20 protein-coding genes and 1 pseudogene are annotated in these 23,460 nt (G+C 54.0%); 10 read left to right on the top strand and 11 right to left on the bottom strand.

What is annotated here, in order from left to right; translation table 11 throughout:
• Window positions 1-26 precede the first annotated feature (26 nt).
• From truA to KTH_RS21595, 4 genes are all read left to right on the top strand, one after another.
• Window positions 27-818, top strand: coding sequence for a tRNA pseudouridine(38-40) synthase TruA (gene truA / locus KTH_RS21610; protein WP_497621049.1), 792 nt, complete (start codon window positions 27-29; stop codon window positions 816-818).
• Window positions 818-1,288, top strand: a complete 471-nt coding sequence (gene rplM / locus KTH_RS21605) for a 50S ribosomal protein L13 (protein ID WP_111325378.1) — start codon at window positions 818-820, stop codon at window positions 1,286-1,288. Before truA ends, rplM begins: the two co-directional genes overlap by 1 nt.
• Window positions 1,289-1,342: 54 nt before the next feature.
• Window positions 1,343-1,714: a 30S ribosomal protein S9 gene (rpsI, locus tag KTH_RS21600; RefSeq protein ID WP_111325428.1), complete on the top strand. Its 372-nt coding sequence runs from the start codon at window positions 1,343-1,345 to the stop codon at window positions 1,712-1,714.
• Between the two features lie 107 nt (window positions 1,715-1,821).
• A complete protein-coding gene (locus KTH_RS21595; protein ID WP_497621048.1) occupies window positions 1,822-2,688 on the top strand; it encodes a DUF2785 domain-containing protein in 867 nt (288 codons plus the stop codon).
• A 64-nt stretch (window positions 2,689-2,752) separates the two neighbouring features.
• Here the strand turns inward: KTH_RS21595 and KTH_RS21590 are convergent, their stop codons facing one another.
• Window positions 2,753-3,694 (bottom strand): branched-chain amino acid transaminase, encoded by a 942-nt coding sequence (locus tag KTH_RS21590; RefSeq protein WP_111325380.1) that lies wholly within the window; start codon window positions 3,692-3,694, stop codon window positions 2,753-2,755.
• A gap of 102 nt (window positions 3,695-3,796) precedes the next feature.
• Window positions 3,797-4,690, bottom strand: coding sequence for an arginase (rocF, locus tag KTH_RS21585; RefSeq protein WP_497621046.1), 894 nt, complete (start codon window positions 4,688-4,690; stop codon window positions 3,797-3,799).
• A 395-nt stretch (window positions 4,691-5,085) separates the two neighbouring features.
• Between rocF and KTH_RS21580 the strand changes: the two genes are divergently transcribed.
• Together KTH_RS21580 and KTH_RS21575 are read left to right on the top strand one after the other, a co-directional pair.
• The gene (locus KTH_RS21580) at window positions 5,086-6,732 is read left to right on the top strand and encodes a peptide ABC transporter substrate-binding protein (RefSeq protein ID WP_497621044.1); all 1,647 of its coding nucleotides are present in this window, start codon (window positions 5,086-5,088) and stop codon (window positions 6,730-6,732) included.
• A gap of 259 nt (window positions 6,733-6,991) precedes the next feature.
• Complete coding sequence (locus tag KTH_RS21575) at window positions 6,992-8,245, top strand: Glu/Leu/Phe/Val family dehydrogenase (protein WP_497621043.1); 1,254 nt, start codon at window positions 6,992-6,994, stop codon at window positions 8,243-8,245.
• Between the two features lie 51 nt (window positions 8,246-8,296).
• On the opposite strand, the gene recJ is transcribed toward KTH_RS21575, so the two are convergent.
• The 6 genes and pseudogenes from recJ to rpsF all read right to left on the bottom strand — a co-directional run bounded on the left by recJ (window position 8,297) and on the right by rpsF (window position 14,343).
• Window positions 8,297-10,132, bottom strand: a complete 1,836-nt coding sequence (recJ, locus tag KTH_RS21570; RefSeq protein ID WP_497621042.1) for a single-stranded-DNA-specific exonuclease RecJ — start codon at window positions 10,130-10,132, stop codon at window positions 8,297-8,299.
• 17 nt (window positions 10,133-10,149) lie between these two features.
• Window positions 10,150-11,358, bottom strand: a complete 1,209-nt coding sequence (gene hemW, locus KTH_RS21565) for a radical SAM family heme chaperone HemW (RefSeq protein WP_497621041.1) — start codon at window positions 11,356-11,358, stop codon at window positions 10,150-10,152.
• Window positions 11,359-11,491: 133 nt separating this feature from the next.
• Entirely contained in the window at window positions 11,492-12,901 is a 1,410-nt protein-coding gene (locus KTH_RS21560; protein WP_497621039.1) for a peptidylprolyl isomerase, read from the bottom strand.
• A gap of 115 nt (window positions 12,902-13,016) precedes the next feature.
• Window positions 13,017-13,262 (bottom strand): annotated as a pseudogene (gene rpsR / locus KTH_RS21555) (30S ribosomal protein S18); the annotation flags it as partial.
• 81 nt (window positions 13,263-13,343) lie between these two features.
• Window positions 13,344-13,745, bottom strand: coding sequence for a single-stranded DNA-binding protein (locus tag KTH_RS21550; RefSeq protein ID WP_497621037.1), 402 nt, complete (start codon window positions 13,743-13,745; stop codon window positions 13,344-13,346).
• An 85-nt stretch (window positions 13,746-13,830) separates the two neighbouring features.
• Window positions 13,831-14,343, bottom strand: a complete 513-nt coding sequence (gene rpsF / locus KTH_RS21545) for a 30S ribosomal protein S6 (RefSeq protein WP_170142896.1) — start codon at window positions 14,341-14,343, stop codon at window positions 13,831-13,833.
• Between the two features lie 697 nt (window positions 14,344-15,040).
• Between rpsF and rpmI the strand changes: the two genes are divergently transcribed.
• The 3 genes from rpmI to KTH_RS21530 all read left to right on the top strand — a co-directional run bounded on the left by rpmI (window position 15,041) and on the right by KTH_RS21530 (window position 16,567).
• On the top strand, window positions 15,041-15,244 hold the full coding sequence (gene rpmI, locus KTH_RS21540) for a 50S ribosomal protein L35 (RefSeq protein ID WP_111325390.1): 204 nt from the start codon (window positions 15,041-15,043) through the stop codon (window positions 15,242-15,244).
• Between the two features lie 36 nt (window positions 15,245-15,280).
• Entirely contained in the window at window positions 15,281-15,637 is a 357-nt protein-coding gene (rplT, locus tag KTH_RS21535) for a 50S ribosomal protein L20 (RefSeq protein WP_497621035.1), read from the top strand.
• Between the two features lie 87 nt (window positions 15,638-15,724).
• Entirely contained in the window at window positions 15,725-16,567 is an 843-nt protein-coding gene (locus KTH_RS21530; RefSeq protein ID WP_497621033.1) for a TrmH family RNA methyltransferase, read from the top strand.
• A 61-nt stretch (window positions 16,568-16,628) separates the two neighbouring features.
• On the opposite strand, the gene KTH_RS21525 is transcribed toward KTH_RS21530, so the two are convergent.
• Window positions 16,629-18,872 carry a methyl-accepting chemotaxis protein gene (locus tag KTH_RS21525; RefSeq protein WP_111325393.1) on the bottom strand — a complete coding sequence of 748 codons (2,244 nt, stop codon included), beginning with the start codon at window positions 18,870-18,872 and terminating at the stop codon, window positions 16,629-16,631.
• A gap of 244 nt (window positions 18,873-19,116) precedes the next feature.
• Between KTH_RS21525 and accC the strand changes: the two genes are divergently transcribed.
• Entirely contained in the window at window positions 19,117-20,664 is a 1,548-nt protein-coding gene (accC, locus tag KTH_RS21520; RefSeq protein ID WP_497621031.1) for an acetyl-CoA carboxylase biotin carboxylase subunit, read from the top strand.
• Window positions 20,665-20,720: 56 nt separating this feature from the next.
• On the opposite strand, the gene KTH_RS21515 is transcribed toward accC, so the two are convergent.
• Together KTH_RS21515 and rny are read right to left on the bottom strand one after the other, a co-directional pair.
• Window positions 20,721-21,602: a PHP domain-containing protein gene (locus tag KTH_RS21515; RefSeq protein ID WP_497621029.1), complete on the bottom strand. Its 882-nt coding sequence runs from the start codon at window positions 21,600-21,602 to the stop codon at window positions 20,721-20,723.
• 113 nt (window positions 21,603-21,715) lie between these two features.
• Window positions 21,716-23,269, bottom strand: coding sequence for a ribonuclease Y (gene rny, locus KTH_RS21510; RefSeq protein WP_111325396.1), 1,554 nt, complete (start codon window positions 23,267-23,269; stop codon window positions 21,716-21,718).
• Window positions 23,270-23,460: the final 191 nt, after the last annotated feature.

Genomic DNA, 23,460 nt, shown 5'->3' with positions numbered 1-23,460 from the left:
CCCTGGTGCGTTACCTGATTTGACGTATGAATATTGCGTGCGGTATTGAGTATGATGGTACCGACTATCATGGCTTCCAGCGTCAGCCCAGAAGCCACGGTGCAACGGTACAGGGTGTACTGGAAACTGCGATTGAGCGGATTTCCGGGGCTTTCTCGGTCGTTTCCAGCGCAGGACGAACCGATGCTGGCGTGCATGCAAGCGGACAGGTGATCAACTTCCGCCCGCAGAAGCTGCTGCGTCCTGATGCCTGGCGTCGCGCTCTCAATGCCGTTCTGCCTGATACGGTTGTGGTTCGCTGGGTTCGGGAAGTCCCCGAGACTTTCCACGCCCGCTTTAGCGCCTTGAGCCGTTCCTATCGCTATTCGATCTGGAATGATGCCGCTCCTACCGCGTTGCGGAGCCGCTATACGCTGTTTTGCCCGCGCGCGCTGGATGTTGCGCTTATGCAAGAGGCGTGTCAGTTTTTGCTCGGGACTCATGATTTTGGGGCCTTTGGTCATAGCCCCTATGACTCTGACCCGGCAAAACCAGGACCACATCATTGTATTCGTACGATGTTGGAGGCCCGTTGCACGCGTGATCCGGTACAACCAGAACTTATCTATTGTGATTTTTCTGCCAATGCCTTTCTCACGGGGCAGGTTCGCAGAATGGTCGGCACTCTGCTCCTGGTCGGTCAGAAACGACTAAGCGTGGCGGAGTTCGCCGAGATTGTGCGACGGGCCGAGAAGACGCACCCTGGTTCAGCGGCTCCATCGCATGGGCTGTGTCTGGTACGGGTTGAGTATCCTGAAAAATTTGGAGTTAATGCATAATGAGAAAGACATATAGCGCCAAGGCCGCTGATCTGCAACCCAAATGGTATGTCATTGATGCCGAGGGGCAGGTGCTGGGCCGCCTGGCATCGCAGATCGCGCAGATCTTGCGCGGCAAGCACAAACCCACCTTCACTCCGCATATGAATTGCGGCGACTTTGTGATTGTGGTCAACGCCGAAAAAGTCGCTGTTACTGGCAAGCGCCTCGATCAGAAGGTGTACTATCGCCACTCTCAATACCCCGGCGGCTTGAAACAGGAGACTCTGCGTCAGCGCCTCTCCGGTCGCTTCCCGGAACGCGCTATCGAGCATGCTGTTCGTGGCATGGTGATGCATAATCGCCTGGGCAAAGATATTATGAAGCGACTCAAAGTCTATGCTGGCCCAACACATCCACATGAGGCTCAGAAGCCGGTTACCTGGACAGGCCCTCAGTCCCTGTTGCAGCAGGCCGGTCAGGAGAAGTAAAGAAGAGGAGATCCTACCTTGGCAGATACCAATAGAGGTGACTACTACTACGGTATGGGACGGCGCAAGACGGCGGTCGCCCGCGTGCGCCTCTTCCCAAACGGTGATGGTAGCGTGACGGTCAACGGCAAAGCCGCCAACGATTATTTTGGTGGCCGCGATGCTTTGCTTGCTACGATCACGGCTCCCTTCCGCGAGTTGAATCTTGACGGGTACAATATCACCGTCCGTGTTGTGGGCGGTGGCACGAGCGGTCAGGCTGGCGCCATTCGCCACGGTCTGGCTCGCGCTCTGGTTCGCATGAATCCCGACTTTAAGGCGGCTATGCGTAAAGCCGGGTTCCTGACCCGCGATCCTCGCATGAAGGAGAGAAAGAAGCCTGGTCTGAAACGCGCTCGTAAGGCTGCTCAGTACACGAAGCGTTAGTTTCTCCGTGCTTATCTTTCAAACAGAAAATGCATATGCTCCCTGCCAGTGTTTTGCCCTGGCAGGGTTTTTTTTAACCGCTACATTCAATGTGTGAAGGAGCTTGTATGGTGGAGGATAAGTCTTTCTGGCTTTCCATCCAGAATCAGGATTATGATGTTCCTGATGGCTATTCTGCAACCGCTCTACTCTCTGCTTTGTTGCCCGCGCTTGGCTCAAGTGATCCCGAGTTGCGCGATACGCTGTCCTATTCGATCCTCGCTCGCTGGATCGAACGCGGTTTCTATACTCCCGCAGAGCTGCGCTCGCTTGCTCGTCGCATGGAAGAACAGCTTACTGTTGGCCTTGGGGAGTACGAGACTGATACGGTCTTCCTCCGCTCATTCTCGGTCTTGATCCTGGCTTGTGTGCTCGAATATGACAATGAGCATCCCTTCCTGACCGAGGAGGAAATTCGATCCTGTCTGGAAGCCGCGCTGCTTTATTTTCGGGCCGAGCAGGACCGTCGCGGGTATGTGCCAGGTAAGGGATGGGCGCATGCTATCGCTCACGCGGCTGATCTGTTGCTGACGCTGGCGCAGAATCGATATATGCAAAGGGCTGATCTTATTCGTATTTTGACCGCTATCGCTGATCTGATAACAGAACCGATTCCGTTTGTATACCTCTATCGCGAAGATGAGCGTCTGGCCTATGCCGTGATGGGCATATTGCGGCGCGATCTGCTGAACGGAGAAGACCTGAAGCTGTGGTTGCGGCGGCTGGCCCAACCTCCCGGACTGGAATTTTCCTGGACACAGGAATATACCAGTGAAGAACGAGTAAGCGCTTTTCACAATACGCAGACGTTTTTACGTAGCCTTTATTTTCAACTTACCCTGGTTGAGCGTCCTCCTGCCATTGCTCAGGCGCTGGTGTATGAGCTCGTTCAGATCTTGCGTGAGATGGATACTGGCTTTTATGAGCTCTCCTGAAGAGGGCATGAAAAAAAGAAATGCTGGCAGGCTGTTGATGTCTGCCAGCATGCTTGGCTTCATTTTAGTCGGTATTCTCGGCGCTCACAAGGCTGTACACCGGAGTACACCACTTGCGGTACTCCGCTCGCTTGCCGCGCACGATGTCAAAGTAGAGTTCTTGCAACCGGGTCGCGATCGGGCCAACGTTGCCGGTACCGATAGGGCGGCGATCGATCTCTATAACGGGTGCGATCTGTGCTCCTGTGCCACACAGGAAGACCTCATCTGCATTATAGAGCTCTGTTCGATCAACCACACGCTCACGAGTTGGAATCCCGAGTTCGCGCTGCGCTACCTGTATGACGGTGTCGCGCGTAATCCCGAGGAGGATGTTTTCTGAGGGGGCCGGGGTGACGAGTTCTCCATCAAGATAGAGGAAAATGTTTTCAGCGCTTCCCTCTGACACATGTCCCTCGTTGGTGAGCATAATGGCTTCGTCAAAGCCGTTCTGAAGGGCTTCGCTCTTAGCAAGCGCTGCGTTCACGTAGCCACCACATACTTTTGCACGGGCCGGGATCGCGTTATCATCTATACGCCGCCAGGAAGAGACACCACAGCGCAAGCCGGTAATCTCAATGTAGTTTCCCAGTGGCTCAGAGGTGATAATGCAATCGTCCTTCAGGCCGTGAAGACGTACGCCGATAATCTGATCGCTTTTATAGATGACCGGGCGCAGGTACACGTCCTCGCGTTGCCCGTTGCGCCGAACCAGCTCAGTGCTGATTTCGATAAACTCATCAACTGTGTAGGGGAGAGACATTTGTAGGATCTTGCAGGAGCGTTCCAGTCGCTCAAAATGCTCGCGAAGCCGGAACAGGTAGATCTGTTGATCCTCTGCGTTCCAGTAGCCTCGAATTCCCTCGAAGCAGCCAGTCCCATAAGCAAAACCATGTGTGCGAACGGATATTGTCCCCTGTTCAAAAGGGAGAAAATCCCCGTTCATAAAAAGGACTTTTGCACCCATACGCTTCTGGCAGAGAGCAGCGCCGTTGCGGCCCCCTGCATCCTCCTTTGTCTGTTGCTTGGATATCTTCTACTACAAGTGACAGGCAGAGCAAAGAGCGCCTTACAAGATCTTTTTCCCGAGGGCCGATAGGATAAGCTCGACAGCAAGTCGGGCGGTCGAATTTTCGTGGTCCAAAATAGAATTCACTTCTACGATATCCATCGAGACGATTTGTCGTGAGTCGGCAAGAACCTCCATTGCGGTATGAGCTTCCCGATAGCTCAAGCCGCCCCGCACTGGTGTCCCCACTCCCGGGGCCTCACGCGGGTCGATTGAGTCCATATCAAAGCTCAGATGGATCGGGCGGCCATTGCGTCCCGCGATCTCAACTGCCCGTTTGCTTACCTCAAAGATGCCGTAATGATCGATATCCGACATCGTGAAGACGCTTACATGGTGCTGCCGTAACAGCGCTTTTTCTTCGTTGTCAAGGTCACGTGCCCCAACAATCACAATATTTTCTGGCTTGATCTTTGGAGCCCATCCTTTGATATGGGTGAGCTTGTGGTTGCCCAACCCGGACAGTGCTGCTAAAATCATACCATGAATATTGCCAGAGGGGGTGGTTTCTTCTGTATTAAAGTCGGCGTGGGCATCAATCCAAATGACGCCAAGGTCCTTATGCACACTGGCAACACCGCTGATCGAGCCGAGTGCAATACTGTGGTCCCCTCCAAGAATCAAGGGGAACTCTCCGTCCTGCAATGCCTGCTCGACTGTATCGGCAAGTTCTTCTGATGCTTGAACGATTGGTTCAAGATACTTGAGCTTTGGATGTCCGACCGGGCGGCTTTCCGGCTGAGGAATGTGAATGTTGCCTATATCATGAACGCTGTAGCCGAGACGTCGAAGTTGTTCGTTCAGTGCGGCATAGCGAATTGCGCTTGGACCAATATCTACGCCGCGTCGATCTGCTCCCAGATCCATGGGAGCGCCAATAACACGGATACGCATATAGAAACCTCTTGTTCAACATTGAACAATGTTATTTTTCTATCCCCATTATAGTCATTGCTCTACCGTTTGTCTATGGTTATTTCGTGTATCCAATGCGCATGGCTCTGAATGGGGTACCATTGGTTGTCTGCACGCTTGCATTGGTATAATCCTTTTCATGTATACGTTCTACAATCAGGTAGGAATTATTTGATGCAAAACAGAAAACCAGGGAGTGAGATCCTGAAATAGTTTAGTTGCCCGCGAGACATGTTATGCCAGTTCCCGGGATACTGGAAGAGCCGGGGGCGCCCGGACAGGCGGCAAGGCGGACTGTTAGCGCAGGCTTGATGATATGAGGATTTTTGCATGCTGCGATTTTTTTCTTGTTGCGGAAAGTGAGGTACACCCCGATGTTTTCTTTTCGATCACCCGGGCGATTCAGGCGTGCCTCCTCACTGCTGCTCTCTTGCTTGCTGCTGCTGACGGTGGTTACTGCTTGTAGCTCTGGTGGAAGTAGCGGAAAGACGTCGAATGCTCAATCGCCCCTTGCGGCGGAACAAGTCTTGAAATATCCAAATGTAGGTATTTCTGATCCTGCATCCCTTGACCCTGCTCTGATCGCCGATGAGAATACGCGTCTGATTGCTTCGATGCTCTATAGCGGCCTGGTCAGGCTGGACAAGAATCTTAATGTGCTTCCAGATCAGGCAACCTGGGATATTTCCCCTGATGGCAAAACCTATACGTTTCATCTCAAATCCGGAGTGCGTTTCTCCGATGGCTCTCCGGTGACGGCTGGCGATTATCTCTATTCCTGGTCCAGAGCGCTCTGGCCGGAACTGCAAGCTCCGCATGCTTCTCTGCTTGAAATCATTGAGGGAAGCGAGGCCGTGGTGACGGGGAAGACAAAGGAGCTCAGTGGCGTGCGGGCACTGGATGCACATACGTTGCAGGTAACGCTTGTTCGACCCGCTCCTTATTTTCTCTCTGCTCTAACAAATTGCGTGTTTATGCCGGTGAATAAGAAACTCATCGAGCGTTATGGACAGCAAAAGTGGTCGCTGCATGTTGCGGGGGAGGCTGTTGGCACGGGACCGCTGCGGGTGAAGCAATGGTTCCATAATGTGAAGATGGTCTTTGAGCCAAACCCGTTCTATTATGGGAAAAAGACACAGTTAAAACAGGTTGATATGCTCTTTATCAATGATCCTGTGGTGGCTTTGAAGGCGTTCCGGGCCGGACAGTATAGTTTTATCTGGAAGATCTCTCAGGGAGATCAGAATAATGCTCGTGTGATTAAAGGCTTTACCAGCGCTTCTCTGGCTCAGACCAGTCTGCTTTTCTTTGATACGACAAAGCCGCCGTTTGACAATAAAGCCGTGCGTCAGGCCTTTGCCTATGCGCTGGATAAACAGGGGCTCTCCGCTTCAATGTGGAAGAATGCCGCTATCCCTGCCCCGACGATTGTGCCGCCGGGTATTCCGGGCTATCAGCCTGATGCGACCGGCATTCCCTATGGGCCAACGAAAGCAAAGTCGCTCCTGCAAACAGTCTACCCGGATGTGACTAAATTCCCTGATGTAACGTTCTCATATCCGAGTGCACAAATGACCTCGGGAGAAGCGGGTACATTACGCAAAATGTGGCGGGAGGCACTCGGCATCAATGTCGAGCTCCACGCAATGGAGACAATGGCATATAACCAGGAGGTTCGTCAGCACCAGGTCCAGCTCGGGTTTACACAGTGGAGGGCGGATTTCCCCGATCCCTATGACTGGCTGTATACCAATCTCTGTTCTTCTTCTCCTATGAGTGAGGGGTTATGGAAGAACGCTGAGTTTGATCGGCTGGTGAAAGAGGCTGAGACCAGGACAGGCAATGAGCGCCTGGCCCTGTATCAGCAGGCTGAAAGGCTCGCGATCGAGGAAGCTGGCTGGTTGCCACTCGGACATCATACGCAGGCAGCGATCATTCCTTCCTGGCTCAAAGGGGTCAGTCTGAATGCCGCCGGGCTCTATTTTGGAGACTGGTCAGAGGTCGCTCTTTTACAACACTGATCGCGGTAATGACCGACCAGACTAACGCGCGTTCGGCTTGAAAGCAATGAAAGTCTGGTGTTATACTGTGGATGGATTTTGAAAGGCATTCCCGCCCAAAACAGGGCGGGTTTTCCTATGCGCTCTCATTATACTTTTTTGTTTCTTGAAAGAACGGTTTATGTTGGGAGTTTCACCACTACTCAGTGAGCAATGGTGCTCCATGTGCAATGCAGCAAGCTGGCCTGAGGTGGCCGGTGCCTAAGGAGGTACTTTCATAATGGCTATTGATGTGATGAACCCGTACGAAATGGCGGTTGCTCAGTTTGACGAAGCTGCGGAGCGACTGGGCTTATCACAGGCGATGCGTGCAATTCTGCGGAAACCAAAACGCGAATTGATTGTCAATTTCCCTGTCCGCATGGACAACGGCGATGTTGAAATGTTTACAGGGTACAGGGTACAGCACAATATTAACCGGGGACCGGCGAAAGGTGGGATTCGCTTCAGTCCAGAGGTGTCGTTAGACGAGGTGCGTGCTCTGGCGATGTGGATGACCTGGAAATGCGCGGTTGTTGGCATTCCCTATGGCGGAGCCAAAGGCGGTGTGATCTGTGACCCGCATAAGATGTCTATGGCTGAGATCGAACGCCTGACGCGCCGCTATGCAACCGAGATTTCGATTCTGATCGGCCCTGATAGCGATATTCCTGCTCCTGATATGAATACCAACCCTCAGGTGATGGCCTGGATTATGGATACCTATTCCATGCATCAGGGGTATTCGGTGCCGGCTGTGATCACCGGGAAGCCACTTGCAATCGGCGGGAGTGAGGGCCGCCTTGAAGCAACCGCTCGTGGTGTGCAGGTGGTGGCACTGGAAGCGATGCAAGACATGAATATGCAGCCTGAGAAATGCCGGGTTGTGATTCAGGGCTTTGGAAACGTTGGCGGTATTGCTGGCCGGCTGCTACATGAGTCCGGCTGCAAAGTCATTGGCATCAGCGATATCTCCGGCGGTCTCTATAATCCAGATGGGATTGATATTCCGAAGGCTACCCGCTTTTCACGCGAGCATGGAGGCCTGAGAGGTTTCCCTGAGGCTGAGGCGATCACCAATGCCGAATTACTGACACTCCCCTGCGATGTGTTGATTCCCGCGGCGCTGGAAAATCAGATTACCGGACATAACGCGGCTCAGATCAATACTCGCCTGATTATTGAGGCGGCGAACGGACCGACAACGCCTGAGGCCGATGCGATTCTGAATGAGCGCGGTATCACGGTGGTGCCTGATATTCTGGCAAACGCTGGCGGTGTCACGGTGAGTTACTTTGAATGGGTTCAGGACCTGCAACGCTTCTTCTGGGCTGAGGATGAGATTAATATGCGCCTGGAAAAGATTATGAAGCGCTCATATCAGGCTGTGAAAGCAAAAGCAGAGGAGCAGCGAACGAATCTGCGCATGGGAGCGTATCTGCTGGCTGTTGCACGGGTAGCAGAAGCGACAGAAATTCGCGGTGTATATCCATAAGCGTGGTTTCTTGCATCTCCATAAAAAGCGAATGCCGGTGTACGGGGTTTCCTACACCGGCTTTTGTGTGTTTTCTGTCTGCTCGCTCGGCTGAATATCGAGAATTTTGATCCAGGTTTCGGTGCGGTTCTCATCCTCGGAGGCCTCCAGGCTGAAGATGATATTCACGTGTTTGACCCCCTTGAGCCGCTCAAAAAGGTGCCCACCTCTGGGGACAGTAGCCCAACGTTGTTGGCCGTGTTCTTCGGGATGCTCCAGCAGCACGCTCAGATTGAGGCGCTCAGAGCGTCCGGTAACCCGACTCCGAAGCAGGCGTAGATGCTCCATTTTGAAGACTGGCTCAGGATTACTATTGCCAAACGGGCCAAGCCGGCGGATCTGGAGATAGAAGTCATAAGTGAGCTGCGAGAGGGTGATCTTCTCAAACACCAGGTCAATGGTGCGGGGCTGTCCGGTAATCAGCCGTTCCAGCTCTGCCTGTTCCTCCTCGTCTTCAGTCTCCTCAACGATCGCTGTGAGCGGCGAGCCGGTCCAGTTCAAGAGATGCTCATACAGCTCGGGAATGGCGTCGCTGGCAATCGTAAAGCCTGCCGCCTGCGTGTGGCCGCCAAAGCGCACAAATTCGCCGGGGAAGCTGCGCAACGCCTCAATAATGTTATAGTTCTTCTGGCTGCGCGCTGAGCCCCGGCTGAGTTGGGTTTGCTGATCATGGCTGACAACCAGCACGGGTTTTTGCAGCTCATCGGCTAGCTTTCCGGCAACCAGCCCGATAATGCCTTCGTGCCAATCCTGTCCGCTAACCAGAATTACCGGGTGCGCAGGGTGTTTCTGTGCCTCTTCACGCACAAAGCGCATCAGTGTCTCGGTTTCCTGTTGCCGGCTCAGATTCAGCGCATTGAGTTCGGCTGCGAGTCGGGCGCCTTCTTCTGGATCGTCGGTCGTGAGCAGACGGAACGCAATGCCTGCATCTTTCATCCGGCCCGCGGCATTGATACGAGGCGCCAGACTGAACGCAATATCGCGCTCACGAATTGAACCCAGGCGCAACGTTGTATGCTTGATCAGCTCCAGAAGGCCGCATTTTTGAGTCCTATTGAGGCGTTGCAGGCCAAGCTGTACCAGAATATGGTTTTCGCCAAGTAAGGGCGCTATATCAGCGATTGTGCCGATTGCAACCAGGTCCAGTAATTCCAACAGCTCTTCTTCTGGTCGCTGATAGACCTGATAGAGCGCCTGAGCCAGCTTGAAGGCAATGCCAACCCCACAGAGATAGCGTTCTCCATAGGGACAATCAGGACGCCAGGGATTGACCATTGCGACGGCGGCGGGCAGTTCGGCGGGCGGGTGATGGTGATCCGTGATGATGACATCCATAGCGAGCGAGCGAGCATAGGCAACCTGTTCAACATCGGAACTGGCACAATCGGTTGTGACGATGAGGGAGGTTCCGCGGGCCTTCAACATATCCAGGGCGGGAAGGTTCAAACCACAACCGTCATGCAGGCGGTCGGGGATATGGAAGCTCAGCGGGGCATCGGGCTGTTTCAGGCGTCGCAGGGCGCGATAGAGCAGGGCCGAGGAAGTGACACCGTCGGCATCGTAGTCCCCATAAACCGTGATATGCTCCTTGCTTTCCAGTGCCTGCTGTATCCGTGTGACGGCTTTCCGCATATCGATAAGCTGAAAAGGGTCACGCGTTTCCTTGAAGCGAGCGTTCAGGAAGCGCTGCATCTCTTCAGGAGAGGTAATCCCGCGATTATGCAGCAGTTGTGCCTGTACAGGTTGGATTCCGTATCGAGCCGCTTCTTTGAAGAGGTCGCCCGGGAGGTAGGGCATTACCTCCCATGATGGTGATGCTTTTGTTGATGATCGCTCGTGTGATGCCACGTTTCCTTTATCCTTTACTAGTCAGGTAGCAGTCGTAGAAAAACTTCGTTCCCGAGGAGCCTGCCTTTCTTTGAGAGGCGTAACCAACCATCCTCGTGCTCTAAGAGTCCAGCTTCCTCAACGAGCTGAAGTCGATCGCCAACGAAGCGGGCAAAGGGAAGAGAGAAGCGCTGCTCAAACGTGGGCAGATGCAGCCCCTGGGCGGTGCGCAATGCCAGAAAAGATGTTTCGGCCATTGCCTGTTCAAGTGAGACGGTTTCGCTCTCAACAATGGGAAGCGTACGGGCCTTGAGTTGTTTGATATACTCGCGCGGCTCGCGCTCGTTGGAGAAACGCTTGCCATCGAAGAACGAGTAGGCTCCCGCTCCCATCCCAATATAGGGGAGATTCTGCCAGTAGGTCAGATTATGCTTACTCTGGTGTCCGGGGAGCGCCCAGTTCGAGATCTCATAGTTCTGGTAGCCAGCGACGCGAAGGCGCTCGTCCGCGTATTCATACATATCTGCGCAGAGGTCCTCGTCTCCGGGCACAATGCGCTTCTCTTCAACCCATTTATAGAACGGGGTGCCTTCCTCAACGATGAGCGAGTAGAGCGAGAAGTGTTCCGGGTGGAGCTCAAGCGCCTGCTCAAGCGTGTCACGCCAGTGTTGCATGGTCTGACCGGGCAGGCCAAACATAAAGTCCAGATTGATCGAGGTGAATCCGGCGGCCCGTGCATAGTGAACGGCCTGCGTGATCTCTTCCGGGGTATGGATACGACCGAGCGTTTTTAACAGGTGAGCGTCATAACTCTGAGCTCCCATGCTCAAGCGGTTGATGCCAGCCCGGCGCAATCCTTCCAGTTGCTCCTGTGTCAGGGTGCCGGGGTTGGCTTCTAGCGTGATCTCAGCATCCTCGTCGACAGCAAAGGCCGAGCGGCAGGCATCGAGCAGACGAGAGATCTGTTCGACGCTTAACAGGCTCGGGGTGCCACCTCCAAAAAAGATAGTACGTGAGCGACGCGGAGAGCCATCGGGTAGGCGCGCCATCTCGCCTGCAAGCTCTATTTCTGTTAACAAGGCGCGAACATAGGGCTCGCGCATGGGAAGAATACCCGCGTAGGTATTAAAGTCGCAATAGTAGCAGCGGGTATGGCAGAAAGGAATATGGAGATAGAGAGCGGCGGTTTCAAGTAGCCTCTGGATCTCCGTTTCTGGTTTGGTTGTACCGGTTGCAAACGTGGTCATATCTTTGTGTTTCTCTTTTGATGAAAAGAGAGCGGGGAAGGTCGAGCACACAGTGTTTGTGCTCGCTGGATTCCCCGCTCATTGCTATGGTGTTTTTGCTGCGTTACGATGATTGGACGGTTGCCCGGCTCTATCATCCACCATAGGGCGACTGTTGCGTTGGTGGCGAGACTGGCAGATTTGACGGCATATTAGCCGAATCCAGCTTCATCTGATCATCCACCTGCGAGATCTTATCACCCAGGCGGGCCTTTTCTTTGAGCACCCAGACAGTATAGGCATTATCTTTCACGTTCTTCAGCGTCTTCTCGTCGACGTTGCGTGATTTCTCAATGCCTGTGATTTTGAGGATACGATAGGTGCCACCGTCGTTAATCACCGGGCTTACCTCGTTCACAGTTCGCTTTGGATCGAAGAGCCAGAGATCTCCGGCTACGCCGACCTTCGAGACGCGGTCAATCGAGTACTGGCCTGGGATCATCCAACCGAGCTCACCGCCTTTGTCTTTGGTATCGGAATCCTTTGACTGCTCTTTCGCAAGCTTGGCGAAGTCGGCCCCTTTCTTGAGCTGGTCGAGCACTTTCTTCGCAGCCTCGGGCGTGTCAAGGATGATATGGCTGGCCTGAACCTGATAGGAAGGCGATGTCACCTGGTCGGCCTGGTACTTTTTCATGTTATCCTGGCGCACCTTCACAGTGAGCATATTGCGCACATCCTCATTGCTCAGGTGGTTATCCTGAAGGAATTTGTCATAGGTCAGCGATTTCGGCATTCCCTGTTTGAAGTCATTGAGTGCCTTATCAACCATCTGCGGCGTCGGGTTAATTTGATTGCTCAGAGAGGCGTGCTGAGGGTCCGCAAGCCACTGGCGAATCAAAATGTCCTCAAGGAGAAGATCGGTACTTTCCGCGCCGACCTGTTGCTGCGTGTAAAGCTGCTTCTGGTTTGGGATATCGTTTTGTACAATCGCGTTATAGCGCATTTGCAGATCATTCAGCTTTTTCTGTTCGGTATCCTGCTTTGCCTTTTTCTCGTTAAGCTGTTTTTCCAGGTCGGGCTTTGCGTCGGCAGAGCTGCTTTTCAGCTTGTTTTGCAGGTCCTCAACCTGTTTATTAAGATCGTTGACAACTTTCTGCTGTGGATCGATCTGCTTTTTCAGATTATCGCTTTTTGTTTGAAGCGCTTCGATATCATTGGCGCGCAGCTGGGCTTTGACAGCGACCATTTTGCGATAATCGGCCTGTGGAACTTTCTCACCGTTTACCGTGACAAGCGGGCTATTGGGGATAACGATATTGATATTGATCCAGAAACCGACAAGAAGAGCGACAATAATGACGGCGAAAGCGATAACAAGGGACCAAATAGCGCGGCGTTGTAGACTGAGTTTTTCTTTTTGGGAAAGGTGCCCTCCCCAACCAAATATCAGAGGTTTGCCGTCGCGGCGTGCCTCAACGTGCGCCGTCTGTCGTTGATATTTGCGAATTTTTGCAGAGCGTGTAGGTCGCTTATTGCCGGGGCGACGCGCTGCCTGAGTTTTCATTGAAACCTCCAGTAAGGATATCCCTGGCCGAAGCCGCGTCAGGAGGAACACAAGACGGTGAGACAAGAGCACCGGGGTGGTGTCTCTTGCCTCCTCTTATCCGTCACTACATCCCACGCATATGTTCTGCTGTGTAGGGGAGCAGGGCCATATAGCGGGCCTGCTTGATTGCTGTGCTCAAGCCGCGCTGGTGTTTGGCGCAGGTACCAGTTTTGCGGCGAGGTTCGATCTTGCCACGATCGGAGATGAACCGTTTCATGAAGCGGTTGACATCCTTATAGTCAATCTCGCGAATATGCTCGTGGCAGAACTGACATACCTTACGGCGTGAACCGCGCTCACCGCGCTCCCGACGCGGACGAGGCGCCGGTGTTGCCGGAGCGCTTGTGGTTGTAGCTGATGCTGTATCCGTACGTTTTTGCACGAACTTTCTCCTTCATAATCAGAAGGGATGCGCGTCCAGATCTCCCAGGTCGTTGCTCATATCGAGGAAGGAGTCAGCGTCATTACTGGCAGCGGGCTGCTGGTTTTTCGGCGTCAGCATTTCCATATCGGTTGCGGTCACATCAACCGCTGTGCGCTCGACATTGTTACTGTCGGTGTAGCGGCGGATATTGACCCGACCCTCAATGTAGACCTTGGACCCTTTGTGTAGAAAGCGCGAGCAGGTCTCGGCCAGCTGCCGCCAGGCCACGATATTGAACCAATCTGTTTCACGCTCACCGCTTGCAGACTTTGTTCTTTTGCTTACTGCCAGTGAAAACTTGACCATTGCTGTCCCATCGGGCAGATAGGACAATTCGGGATCACGTCCCAGGTTCCCGATCAACATAATCTTGTTCATGTCTCAGCTAAATCCTTTCGACTGCTTCCAGCCCGACTCTTCTTGCAGGAGAACGAACGAACTATCCCGGACGACTTGACTGATACTAGGCCTGAACGGACTCACCTTCGGAGCTGGCCGGTGTGGAAGACTCTTCCTCTGTAGCCTGAGGGGCCTCTTCAGCAGGTGCTTCCTGAGCGGGTGCTTCGGTTGCCTCTGTCTGCTCGGCCTGTTCTGCTTTCGCTGCTTCTGCGGCGGCGGCAGCCTCGGCTGCACGTGCTTCGCGGGCCTCGCGCTCGGCTCGCTCTGCGCGCTCCTTCTGGACAGCCTTCGGATCGCGTTTCTTGACCATGTACCGGAGAATAGTTTCCGTGACCTTCATTGTGTACTCAAGTTCGCTCACGGACTCAGGGGTCAGGATCATGTCAATAAAGATGTAATATCCGTCGCGGTGGCGCTCGATGGGGTATGCCAGACGCCGGCGTCCCCACTGATTTACCTTTACAATCTGGCCGCCATGATTAGCGACGATCTGTTCGATACGCTCTAAAAGGGCGCGTATCTGATCTTCGTTGGCTTCGGGATTGAGAATGAACCCGAGTTCATAATCTCTACGCACGAAGTCAACCTCCTTCCTTTGGGTTTGCTTCTGGTCTGACACGCAGTGTCGCCAGAGCAGGTGGAGCATCAACCATTGTTGACGCACAACAGATGCCGCACGTTTCCCCTTTCTCCCAGAGACACACGACTGCTTACCAGCTTTTCTGCTGTTGCGGAGGCTGGCACCGACGTTGTCTGGAGAAATAAAGGCGGTTTAGCGGCTCACTACTGTATTTTTCCCCACTACGGGCGTGGGATGAAATGCCTGTTCCTCTGTCATCATATGATGATACAGAATGCTTTATGATGAAACACATCACGAGCGGGCATTTAATACCACGCTATTATAGCATTGTTCGCTATACCTGACAATAGAGTCGAGCAAAACCACGAATTTCGTTCGAGCGTTAGTTCTCCTTCTCATCGCTCTATTCTTTTCATACTCCGCAAAAGTGGCAAAGCGGAAAGAACCAGGACATTTGAGGCCAGCAGTTGCGACTGTCAGTGCTCTTATGTTATAATGCGTTGCGCAAGCGGGGGCGTTCTTGAAAAAGGCTTCTCTGCGCCTTTGATGGAACAACGTTTGAAGGGTTTTGACTTGTTTGAACTCCTCTCAAGAAGTCGTCAGGCATCTTCCCAAATGGAACTGGTATAGTCTGACGTTGTCTCTGAGGGGGCGCATTCCCCGCGGATCAGTAATAAGGAAGAAGAGAGAAATGAAGCAGAAACTGAAAACACACAAGGCAATGGCAAAGCGGGTTTACCGAACCGGCTCTGGCAAGTTCCTGCGCCGTAAGGGCAATATCAGCCACCTGCGCCGCAGAAAATCGGCAGCCGCAATTCGCGGTTCTGACAAGAAGTTCCAGCTTGCAACGGGCGATACACGCCGTCTCAAGCGTCTGCTTCCTTACGCCTTTTAGGCTTTAGCGAGAAGAACGGAGGATTCATAAAGAACTATGCCAAGAGTTAAGCGTGGTGTAACCGCTCACAAGAAGCATAAAAAGTTTTTGCGCATGTCAGAGGGTCAGCGCGGAACACGTCGCCGTTTGTTCCGTCCTGCGCATGAAACCCTGATGCGCTCGATGGCGTACATGTATCGCGACCGCCGTAACCGCAAGCGCGACATGCGCCGCCTCTGGATCACACGTATCAATGCGGCCGCTCGCATGCACGGCATCTCTTACAGCGCTCTGATGCATGCCATCCATGTTGCAAATATTGATGTGGATCGCAAGATTCTGGCTGAGATGGCTGTCAACGATCAGGCTGCTTTCAGCTCGCTCGTTGAAAAGGCAATGGCAGCCGTGAAGTAGCAGGTTGGACGTTGCACGTTATTCTGCAATAAGCATTTTTCAATCGAGGGTGCGCCGGATCATTGATTCCGGCGCATTATTTGTTCTATGACGTTTCTTTCCAGTCCATCGAATCCACGTATCACCCGACTCCAGAGCCTGCATACAACGCGTGGACGCAAGAAGACCGGTCTGTTCCTGATGGAAGGGCCACACCTGTTGGCTGCCCTGCTGGATGCGCAGTTGCTCCCGCAAGAGGTCTACTACCATCCCGCTTTACTTGAGCGAACCCCTGAAGGGCGGGACCTCTTGCAACGTATCCTGCGGCTGCTCCCGCAACAGCGCTTGTTTGAGGTCAGTGAGCGCGTGATTGAAGCGATTGGCGAGACCCAGACCTCTCAAGGTGTTGTCTGTGTGCTGGCAATGGCGGACTTTGCGCCGGAGCCCGTTCGGGAGCGACGCGCGGGGGGTAAGCGTCCCGCCCTGTTGATTCTGGATAATCTGGCGGACCCGGGCAATATGGGGACAATTCTGCGTACAGCTCTGGCGGCTGATGTCGAGACGGTCCTGCTAACGCCTGAGTGCGTGGATTATTTCAATCCAAAGGTTGTGCGGGCGGCTGCTGGCGCTCATCTCCTGCTGCCAGTGCAGCACAATATGAGTTGGGATGCAATCACCGAAGCGGTGCAGCAGCATTGTGGGGGGCGTGTGCTTCTGGCAGAGGCTGGGAGCGCGCAGATGTATTATGATCTGGATCTGGCGCAACCATTTGCGTTGGTGATCGGCAACGAGGCCCACGGCCCTTCTGCCGAGGCACGCCAGCGGGCAACAGAGTCCATTTCGATTCCCCTTGCTTCTGGAGTGGAGTCGCTGAACGCGGCAATGGCAACAGGGATTATTCTGTATGAGGCGGTGCGTCAGCGCAGGCAGGGACGCGCCTTCCCAATCTAAAACGCAAGCTGACAAAAAAGAGGCCTCTCATCAAAACGTGAGAGGCCTTTTGCTTTTTGATCTAGAAGCCTGATTGTGGCCAGCGTGGGCTGCTTCCCGGGAAGGATTCAGGCGTTTGACTGTTGTTGTTTCCGGCTGCCTGATGCTCACCCGACCAGGAGGGCAGCGGCGGTGTGGACTGGTTCCAATCCCAGTTATCAGGGAAGCTGATCTGATTCTCCTCAAACGAGGCCGGTGTAAACGCGGGCATTCCCTGGGGGAGCGAATCGAAGGTCCCTTCCTGAACCTCAGCGGGCTGTGCGGTCGCGCTGACGGTACGGAATACGCCACTGAAAGTCAGCGGGTTCTCGCTGCTATCCTCTGCGGTGAGACCCATACCACTGTTTGCCATGTAGTATTCTTGATCTTCACGCAGTTTGAAGGCTTCCACCGAGGCACGGAGCTGCTCAACAAGGCGGGCGAGGCGTTCCATGTTTCCGGACGCTTCGCGGGTATTGACGCTACTCTGCTTCGTGGATTCGGCAACCTCATGCATGATACGCACGATTGCGCTGGATGATTGGAGCTGTTGCATGGCCGCTTTGTTAATGTTTTCAACTTCGCGAGCCTGATGTTCAATGGCGGAGAAGATTGAGCTCAGTGCGATACCGGCTTCCTGTGTCAGTCTACTACCAGCAGCAGTTTCGCGCTGGGTTTCCTGCATCGAGAGGGCCACTGCGCCGATCTCTTCACGAACGCCGCGTACGATACGACCGATACTGGTTGCCTGATCCTTTGCGCGTTCTGCCAGACGGCGGATGTCGGCTGCGACCGCGCCAAAGCCTTTACCGTTCTCACCTGCCATAGCTGCCTGAATAGCGGCGTCCAGTGCAAGACGGTTCGTCTGGTGCGCGATGGTGGTCATTGCCTCAGCGATTTCGTCAATCTCACGCGAGCGCTCGCCAAGCATCTGGACTTTCAGCGCTGTGCCCTGCACGTTCTCGTTAATACGGCCCATTCCTTCTACGGCCTGTTGTAGTGCGTTACGACCACCATGAGCGTCTTCACGCGCTTTATTCGCAACATCGAAGAGCATCTGTGAGCGTTCTGCCACTTGCCGACTTGAGGCTGCCATGTTCTCGACCTCAACCCCGGCTTCGCCCATCTGCTGAATCTGGACGTCAGCCGTTTCCACAAGCTGCGTCATACTGTCAAGAATGGTTGAGGTTGTTTTTTCAACTTCGCTTGCCACAACTTTGACGCGGACAACCAGGCTTCCAAGCTCTTCCACCATGTAGTTAAAGGAGTCGGCCAGCACTCCCAGCGCGTCAGCCGTGACCTCTGCCTGTACGCGCAGATCACCTTCACCGACACCGCTGACCTCGCTGACCAGCTTTTCGACCTGCCCTTGCAGCGAGTCGCGTTGTGCCTGCGTCTCCTGGATCAGGCGTACGATGTTGTCGAGCATGTTGTTCATCGACTGGGCAACAGTGTAGATCTCATCACGGCCCTGTAGCTGTGCTCGGGCATTGGTCTCACCTTTGGCGATCCGCTTGGTCAGGGTGGCCAGATGGAGGAGCGGGTTCGTGATGGTCAGGTTCACGATGTAACCGATGAAGATAACGAAGACCATTGTGACGAGCAAGGCGATAATGGTCGCGAAAATAAGCGCGTTGGTAATAGATGGGCCTGTTGTGGCGGTCTGGGTATTTATCTGGTTCGCGATGGTATCGATCTGCTTCCAGGAATCATTGAGCGCCTTAAATGCATCATCCAGCGCTTTCTTGTCTGCATCGGCGGTTGGGTTGGCGGTAATGGTCGATGCCTCCAGATGCTTGAGCAGGTTGTTCTGCGCATTCATGAAGTCAGGCCAGAGCTTCTCGCGCACGTTCTTGAAGAGCTTCTGTTGTTGATCCAGAATGCCGGGGTCGGGGAGATCCTGGCTCAGGGTTGCTTTAATGCGCCCCATTTTAGCCGATGTATTGACTTCATATTCTTGCGTGAATTTGGTGATATCTTTATCGACCTGTCCTTGCTTCTGGTGGACCTCCTGAATAATGGTCGGAAGCTGTGCCTGATATTGACTCTGGGCCCAGATAGGATATTCCAGGCGGGGTTGTGTCGAAAGATCTTTGAGTGCGGTATCAATGTGGGTGCTTTGTTGCACCATCGCGGCGGTTAGCTTCAACTGCTCGCTGCGATCGTTGACCGTGTTGGTAAAGAACCATCCCAGAACCCCGATCACAATGCCGGGGATAACCGCCGCCAATAAGAACGCACTGAAGAGGCGGCGAAAGATAGGGATGTTGGAGATGAATTTTAGCATGGTATGCAGCGTCCTCCATAGGCGGCAGGTACTTCTGACAGTTTTATGTACGAGTCAGAAAGGTAAGGTAGTGTTGTACGGCGAAATAGCTCAATGCCAAAAATAGGTCAACTTGCAGTGTACCCGACTTTTCGTGGAAATGAAATATTAAAAAGTGCGAGTGGCCTTTTTTTCCTATGCATGTGCGGAAATGCGTGCTATACTGTGGACGAAGAGAAAACTCAGAAGTCGAAGGAGCCTTCAGATGGATACACACTCTGTTGCGCACTGGCCGTTTCAAAAGGTGCTGGTTGCGAATCGCGGTGAGATCGCACTTCGTGTGATTCGAGCCTGCCGCGAACTGGGCTTACGCAGTGTTGCGGTCTATAGCGATGTCGATAGAAACGCGTTGCATGTTCGTATGGCCGATGAGGCGTATCATATTGGCCCGGCGGTGGCAGCGCAGAGCTATTTGTCTATTCCAGCGTTGCTGGATGTTGCCAGACGTTCGGGGGCACAGGCGGTACATCCTGGCTATGGTTTCCTATCAGAGAATGCCGAGTTTGTGCGAGCCTGTACGGAGGCCGGTCTGATCTTTGTTGGCCCGCCCGCTGAGGCGCAACTGGCAATGGGTGAAAAGACAGCAGCACGGCGGACCGCCAGCGAGGCTGGAGTTCCCATTGTGCCGGGTGCGATGGCCGACGTTGCCGATGACGCAGAGGCGGTCGCTATCGCCGAGAAGATCGGGTATCCGCTTCTCTTAAAGGCGGCGGCTGGGGGTGGCGGCAAGGGCATCCGTTTTGTACGTGACTCGCGTGAGCTGCTCCCCTCGTTGCGAACGGCACGAAGTGAGGCCATGAGCGCTTTTGGTGATAGCCGGGTCTATCTTGAGAAAGCGATTGCGCCTGCCCGTCACGTTGAGGTTCAGTTTATCGCCGATACACATGGCAATGTGGTTCATCTGGGGGAACGCGAGTGCAGTATTCAGCGTCGCCATCAGAAACTGATTGAAGAGTCTCCGTCTCCGATCGTCGATGCTGAGTTACGCGAGCGCATGACGTCAGCAACCATTAACCTTGTGCGCTCGATTCAATATGTCAATGCGGGCACCGCTGAGTTTCTGGTTGGGCCTGACCGCAACTTCTATTTTCTTGAGGTCAACGCACGTGTTCAGGTCGAGCATCCCGTCACGGAATGGGTCACGGGCATCGATCTGGTGCAGGAACAATTTCGTGTCGCTGCCGGGTTGCCGCTCTCCTTTACGCAAGAGCAGGTGGAACTGAGAGGTTCCGCAATTGAATGCCGTATTTCAGCGGAAGACCCCGAAAACCGTTTCCTGCCCGCGACCGGGACAGTACAGGCGTTGCAGGAGCCCTCAGGTCCGGGGGTACGTGTGGATAGTAGTCTCTATGCCGGGTTACAGGTCCCGCTCTACTATGACCCCTTGCTCTCAAAGTTGATTGTCTGGGGGAAAGATCGCATGCAGGCTATTGCTCGCTTGCGCCGTGCGCTGGACGAGTATCATATTGTCGGTGTCCGCACGACGATCCCGTTCGCCCGCTGGCTGATGGATCATCCCCGCTTTATTGCCGGTGATATGTCCACCGATTTTATTGCGGAGGAATGGGACGCCCGCTTGCTGCAAAAGGAGCCGAAGGCCGAGGAGCAGCTTTCAGAAGAACAGGTTGCTGCGATCGCTGCTGGCCTGCTCCTTCATGCAAAGGTTGAGGATGAAAAACTCCGTCGCCAGCCGCTGGCGCAGAATGGACATGAGGGGCGCAGTCGCTGGCGTGATGCCGTGACACGCTGGTAGAAACGCTACAATAAAGAAGGAGCAGGGGTATGAGTAGTGCTGCTCCTTCTTTCTGTTTATTCCTTGACCGGTTCCGGCAGCGTGAACGCGGGTGGGTTCTGGCCTTTGCGTTTGGCGGCTGCCTCTTTCAGCCGCTCAACCGACTCGTAGGGCACATAGCGTGCGCCAAGCGGTGTCGGGTGGATTCCGGGGCCGTGGAAGTCGGTGCCACCGGTCGGGATCAGATTATACTCCTTTGCAAGCGCAAGCAATGCCTGAACGTCTTCATCGCTATAATCCCCGTAGTAGGATTCCAGACCGACCAGACCGGCGTGACAGAGCTCAGGTAGCCAGTTACGAAGTTCGTCCAGTCCGGGCAGCGAGACCGGATGGGCCATCACGGGCAAGCCGTTGGCGCTGGCGATCAGGCGCACGGCATCGGCGGGAGAGAGCTTGTAGCGCGGTACATAGGCAATGCGGCCACTTCCGATATACTGATCGAAGGCCTCTGCCACGCTCTGAACATAGCCTGCTTCAACCAGGGCCTGTGCAACGTGTGGACGGCCTACGGCACCGGCTGCCAGCTCACGTACACGATCCCAGGAAATGTTGATGCCGTTCTCATTCAGTAGCTCGACCATCCGCTTGCCTCGCAGTTCGCGGGCATCACGCAGTATCTTAATGGTGGCCTGGAATTCGGGACGCTTATATTCAAGATAGTAGCCCAGAACGTGAATCTCGGATTTGCCGACTGTGGTGTTAATCTCGATGCCAGGGATAAACTCAATGTCGCGGGCTCTGGCCGCTTCCGCCGCTTCGTCCAGACCGTTTGTGGTATCGTGGTCGGTCAGGGCAAGCACGTGGAGCCCCGCTTCTTGCGCTTTCTCCAGCAGAATTGTGGGGGAATAGAGTCCATCGGAGGCTGTTGAATGTGTATGTAAATCGACGGTGTTATGCATAGATTGTTTGTGGTCCTTTTCTCTTATCGTGAAGGGTGGCCGCAAGGGCCAAGCCGAGTATGGACCTGGCCTTTACGGACACCCTTCAATTGTATCAGGTCAAATCGCGCGGACTAGCGAGCGTAGTCGACAGAGCGCGTTTCGCGAACCACGCACACTTTGATCTGGCCAGGATAATCGAGGCTCTCTTCGATCTTGTGTGCGATATCGCTGGCAAGCTGTGCCGCCGCATATTCGTCTACTTCTTCTGGCTTGACAATAATGCGGATCTCGCGGCCTGCCTGAATAGCAAACGATTTCTCGACACCGGTAAAAGAATTCGCGATATGCTCCAGCGCCTCAAGTCGCTTGATGTAGAGATCAACCGTTTCGCGGCGAGCGCCCGGGCGAGCGGCTGAAATCGCGTCGGCGGCCTGTACAATAGCTGCTTCGAGTGTTTGAGGCTCGGTCTCGCTGGCATGGTGCGCGACGATGGCGTGAATGATCTTCGGCGATTTGCCGAAGCGGCGCACGATCTCGCCACCAACAATGGCGTGTGGGCCTTCTACTTCCTGATCGACTGCTTTGCCCAGATCATGAAGCAGAGCTGCCGTCTTGCAGACATTGACATCCGCGCCAAGCTCATGCGCCATTGTTGCAGCCAGAATAGAGACCTCCACCGAGTGAGCAAGGACGTTTTGCCCGTAGCTGGTGCGGAAGTGCAGCCTCCCCAGAATCTTGAGGAGATCGGGCTGAAGGCCATGCACATTGGCTTCCATCGCGGCGTTTTCACCGGCCTCGCGAATAATGTTGTCCACTTCCTGACGGGCTTTCGCGACGACATCTTCAATACGAGCCGGGTGAATGCGGCCATCAATAATCAGCTTGGTCAGGGCGATGCGGGCAACTTCTCGGCGCACCGGATCAAAGCCGGAGAGGATCACTGCTTCGGGGGTGTCATCAATAATCAGATCAACACCGGTGGCTGCTTCCAGCGCCCGAATATTGCGTCCCTCGCGGCCAATAATGCGCCCCTTCATCTCGTCGTTCGGCAGAGGCACCACGGAAACCACGGCCTCAGCGACCTGATCCGAGGCGCAGCGCTGAATGGCGAGAGTGATAATTTCGCGGGCGCGAGTCTCGGCTTCAACACGGGCCTGATCCTCGATCATCCTGATCCGCTGCGAGGCCTGCGTTCTGACCTTTTGCTCAATTCTGCTGAGCAACTGTTCTTTTGCCTGCTCTTCTGTAAGCTGAGAAATGCGTTCGAGCTCCTGAAGCTGCTGCTGTTTGAGCTTTTCCACCTCTTCGCGGAGTTGCTCTAGCTGGCGCTCTTTGGCGGTAAGCTTCTTGTCTCGCTGCTCAATCTGCTCAAGTTTCCGCTCCAGTGCCTCCTCTTTGAGCTGAATCCGGTGCTCCTGGCGTTGTAGCTCTGAGCGGCGCTCTGCATTTTCTCGCTCTATGGTCGCGCGGAAGCGTGCCGTTTCTTCTCGCGCTTCACGGAGGGCCTCACGCTGCTCTGTCTGCACTTCCAGAAGTCGTTGCTCGCTGGCTTCTTTCAGGGCGCGCAGGCTCTCATCGTATTGTCCTTTTTTCTTTAATGATCCTAGCCAGTATCCGACGAAAAGAGCGAGCAAAGCTCCGATCACCAGAACGACAATAGCCAGGATAATATCTGTTGCGGTCACGTCGTCCTACCTCCAGTAGTGACGGTAACAGGCCTGTAATAAGGCGAGTATAAATCCGTTATTGCTGTTATTAGCACATAATCTCTCTATTTGACTCATCAGAATACTGTGGGATTTACAAATGTATACTATGCGCCAAGAATACTATACTAAGAGTGTTAACATTACGTCAAGCACAAAAAAGGGGAAGA

It is taken from the genome of Thermosporothrix sp. COM3, assembly GCF_059696735.1.
The sequence above is the reverse complement of the archived record's forward strand: the minus strand, read 5'-3'. Positions and strand labels throughout refer to the sequence as shown.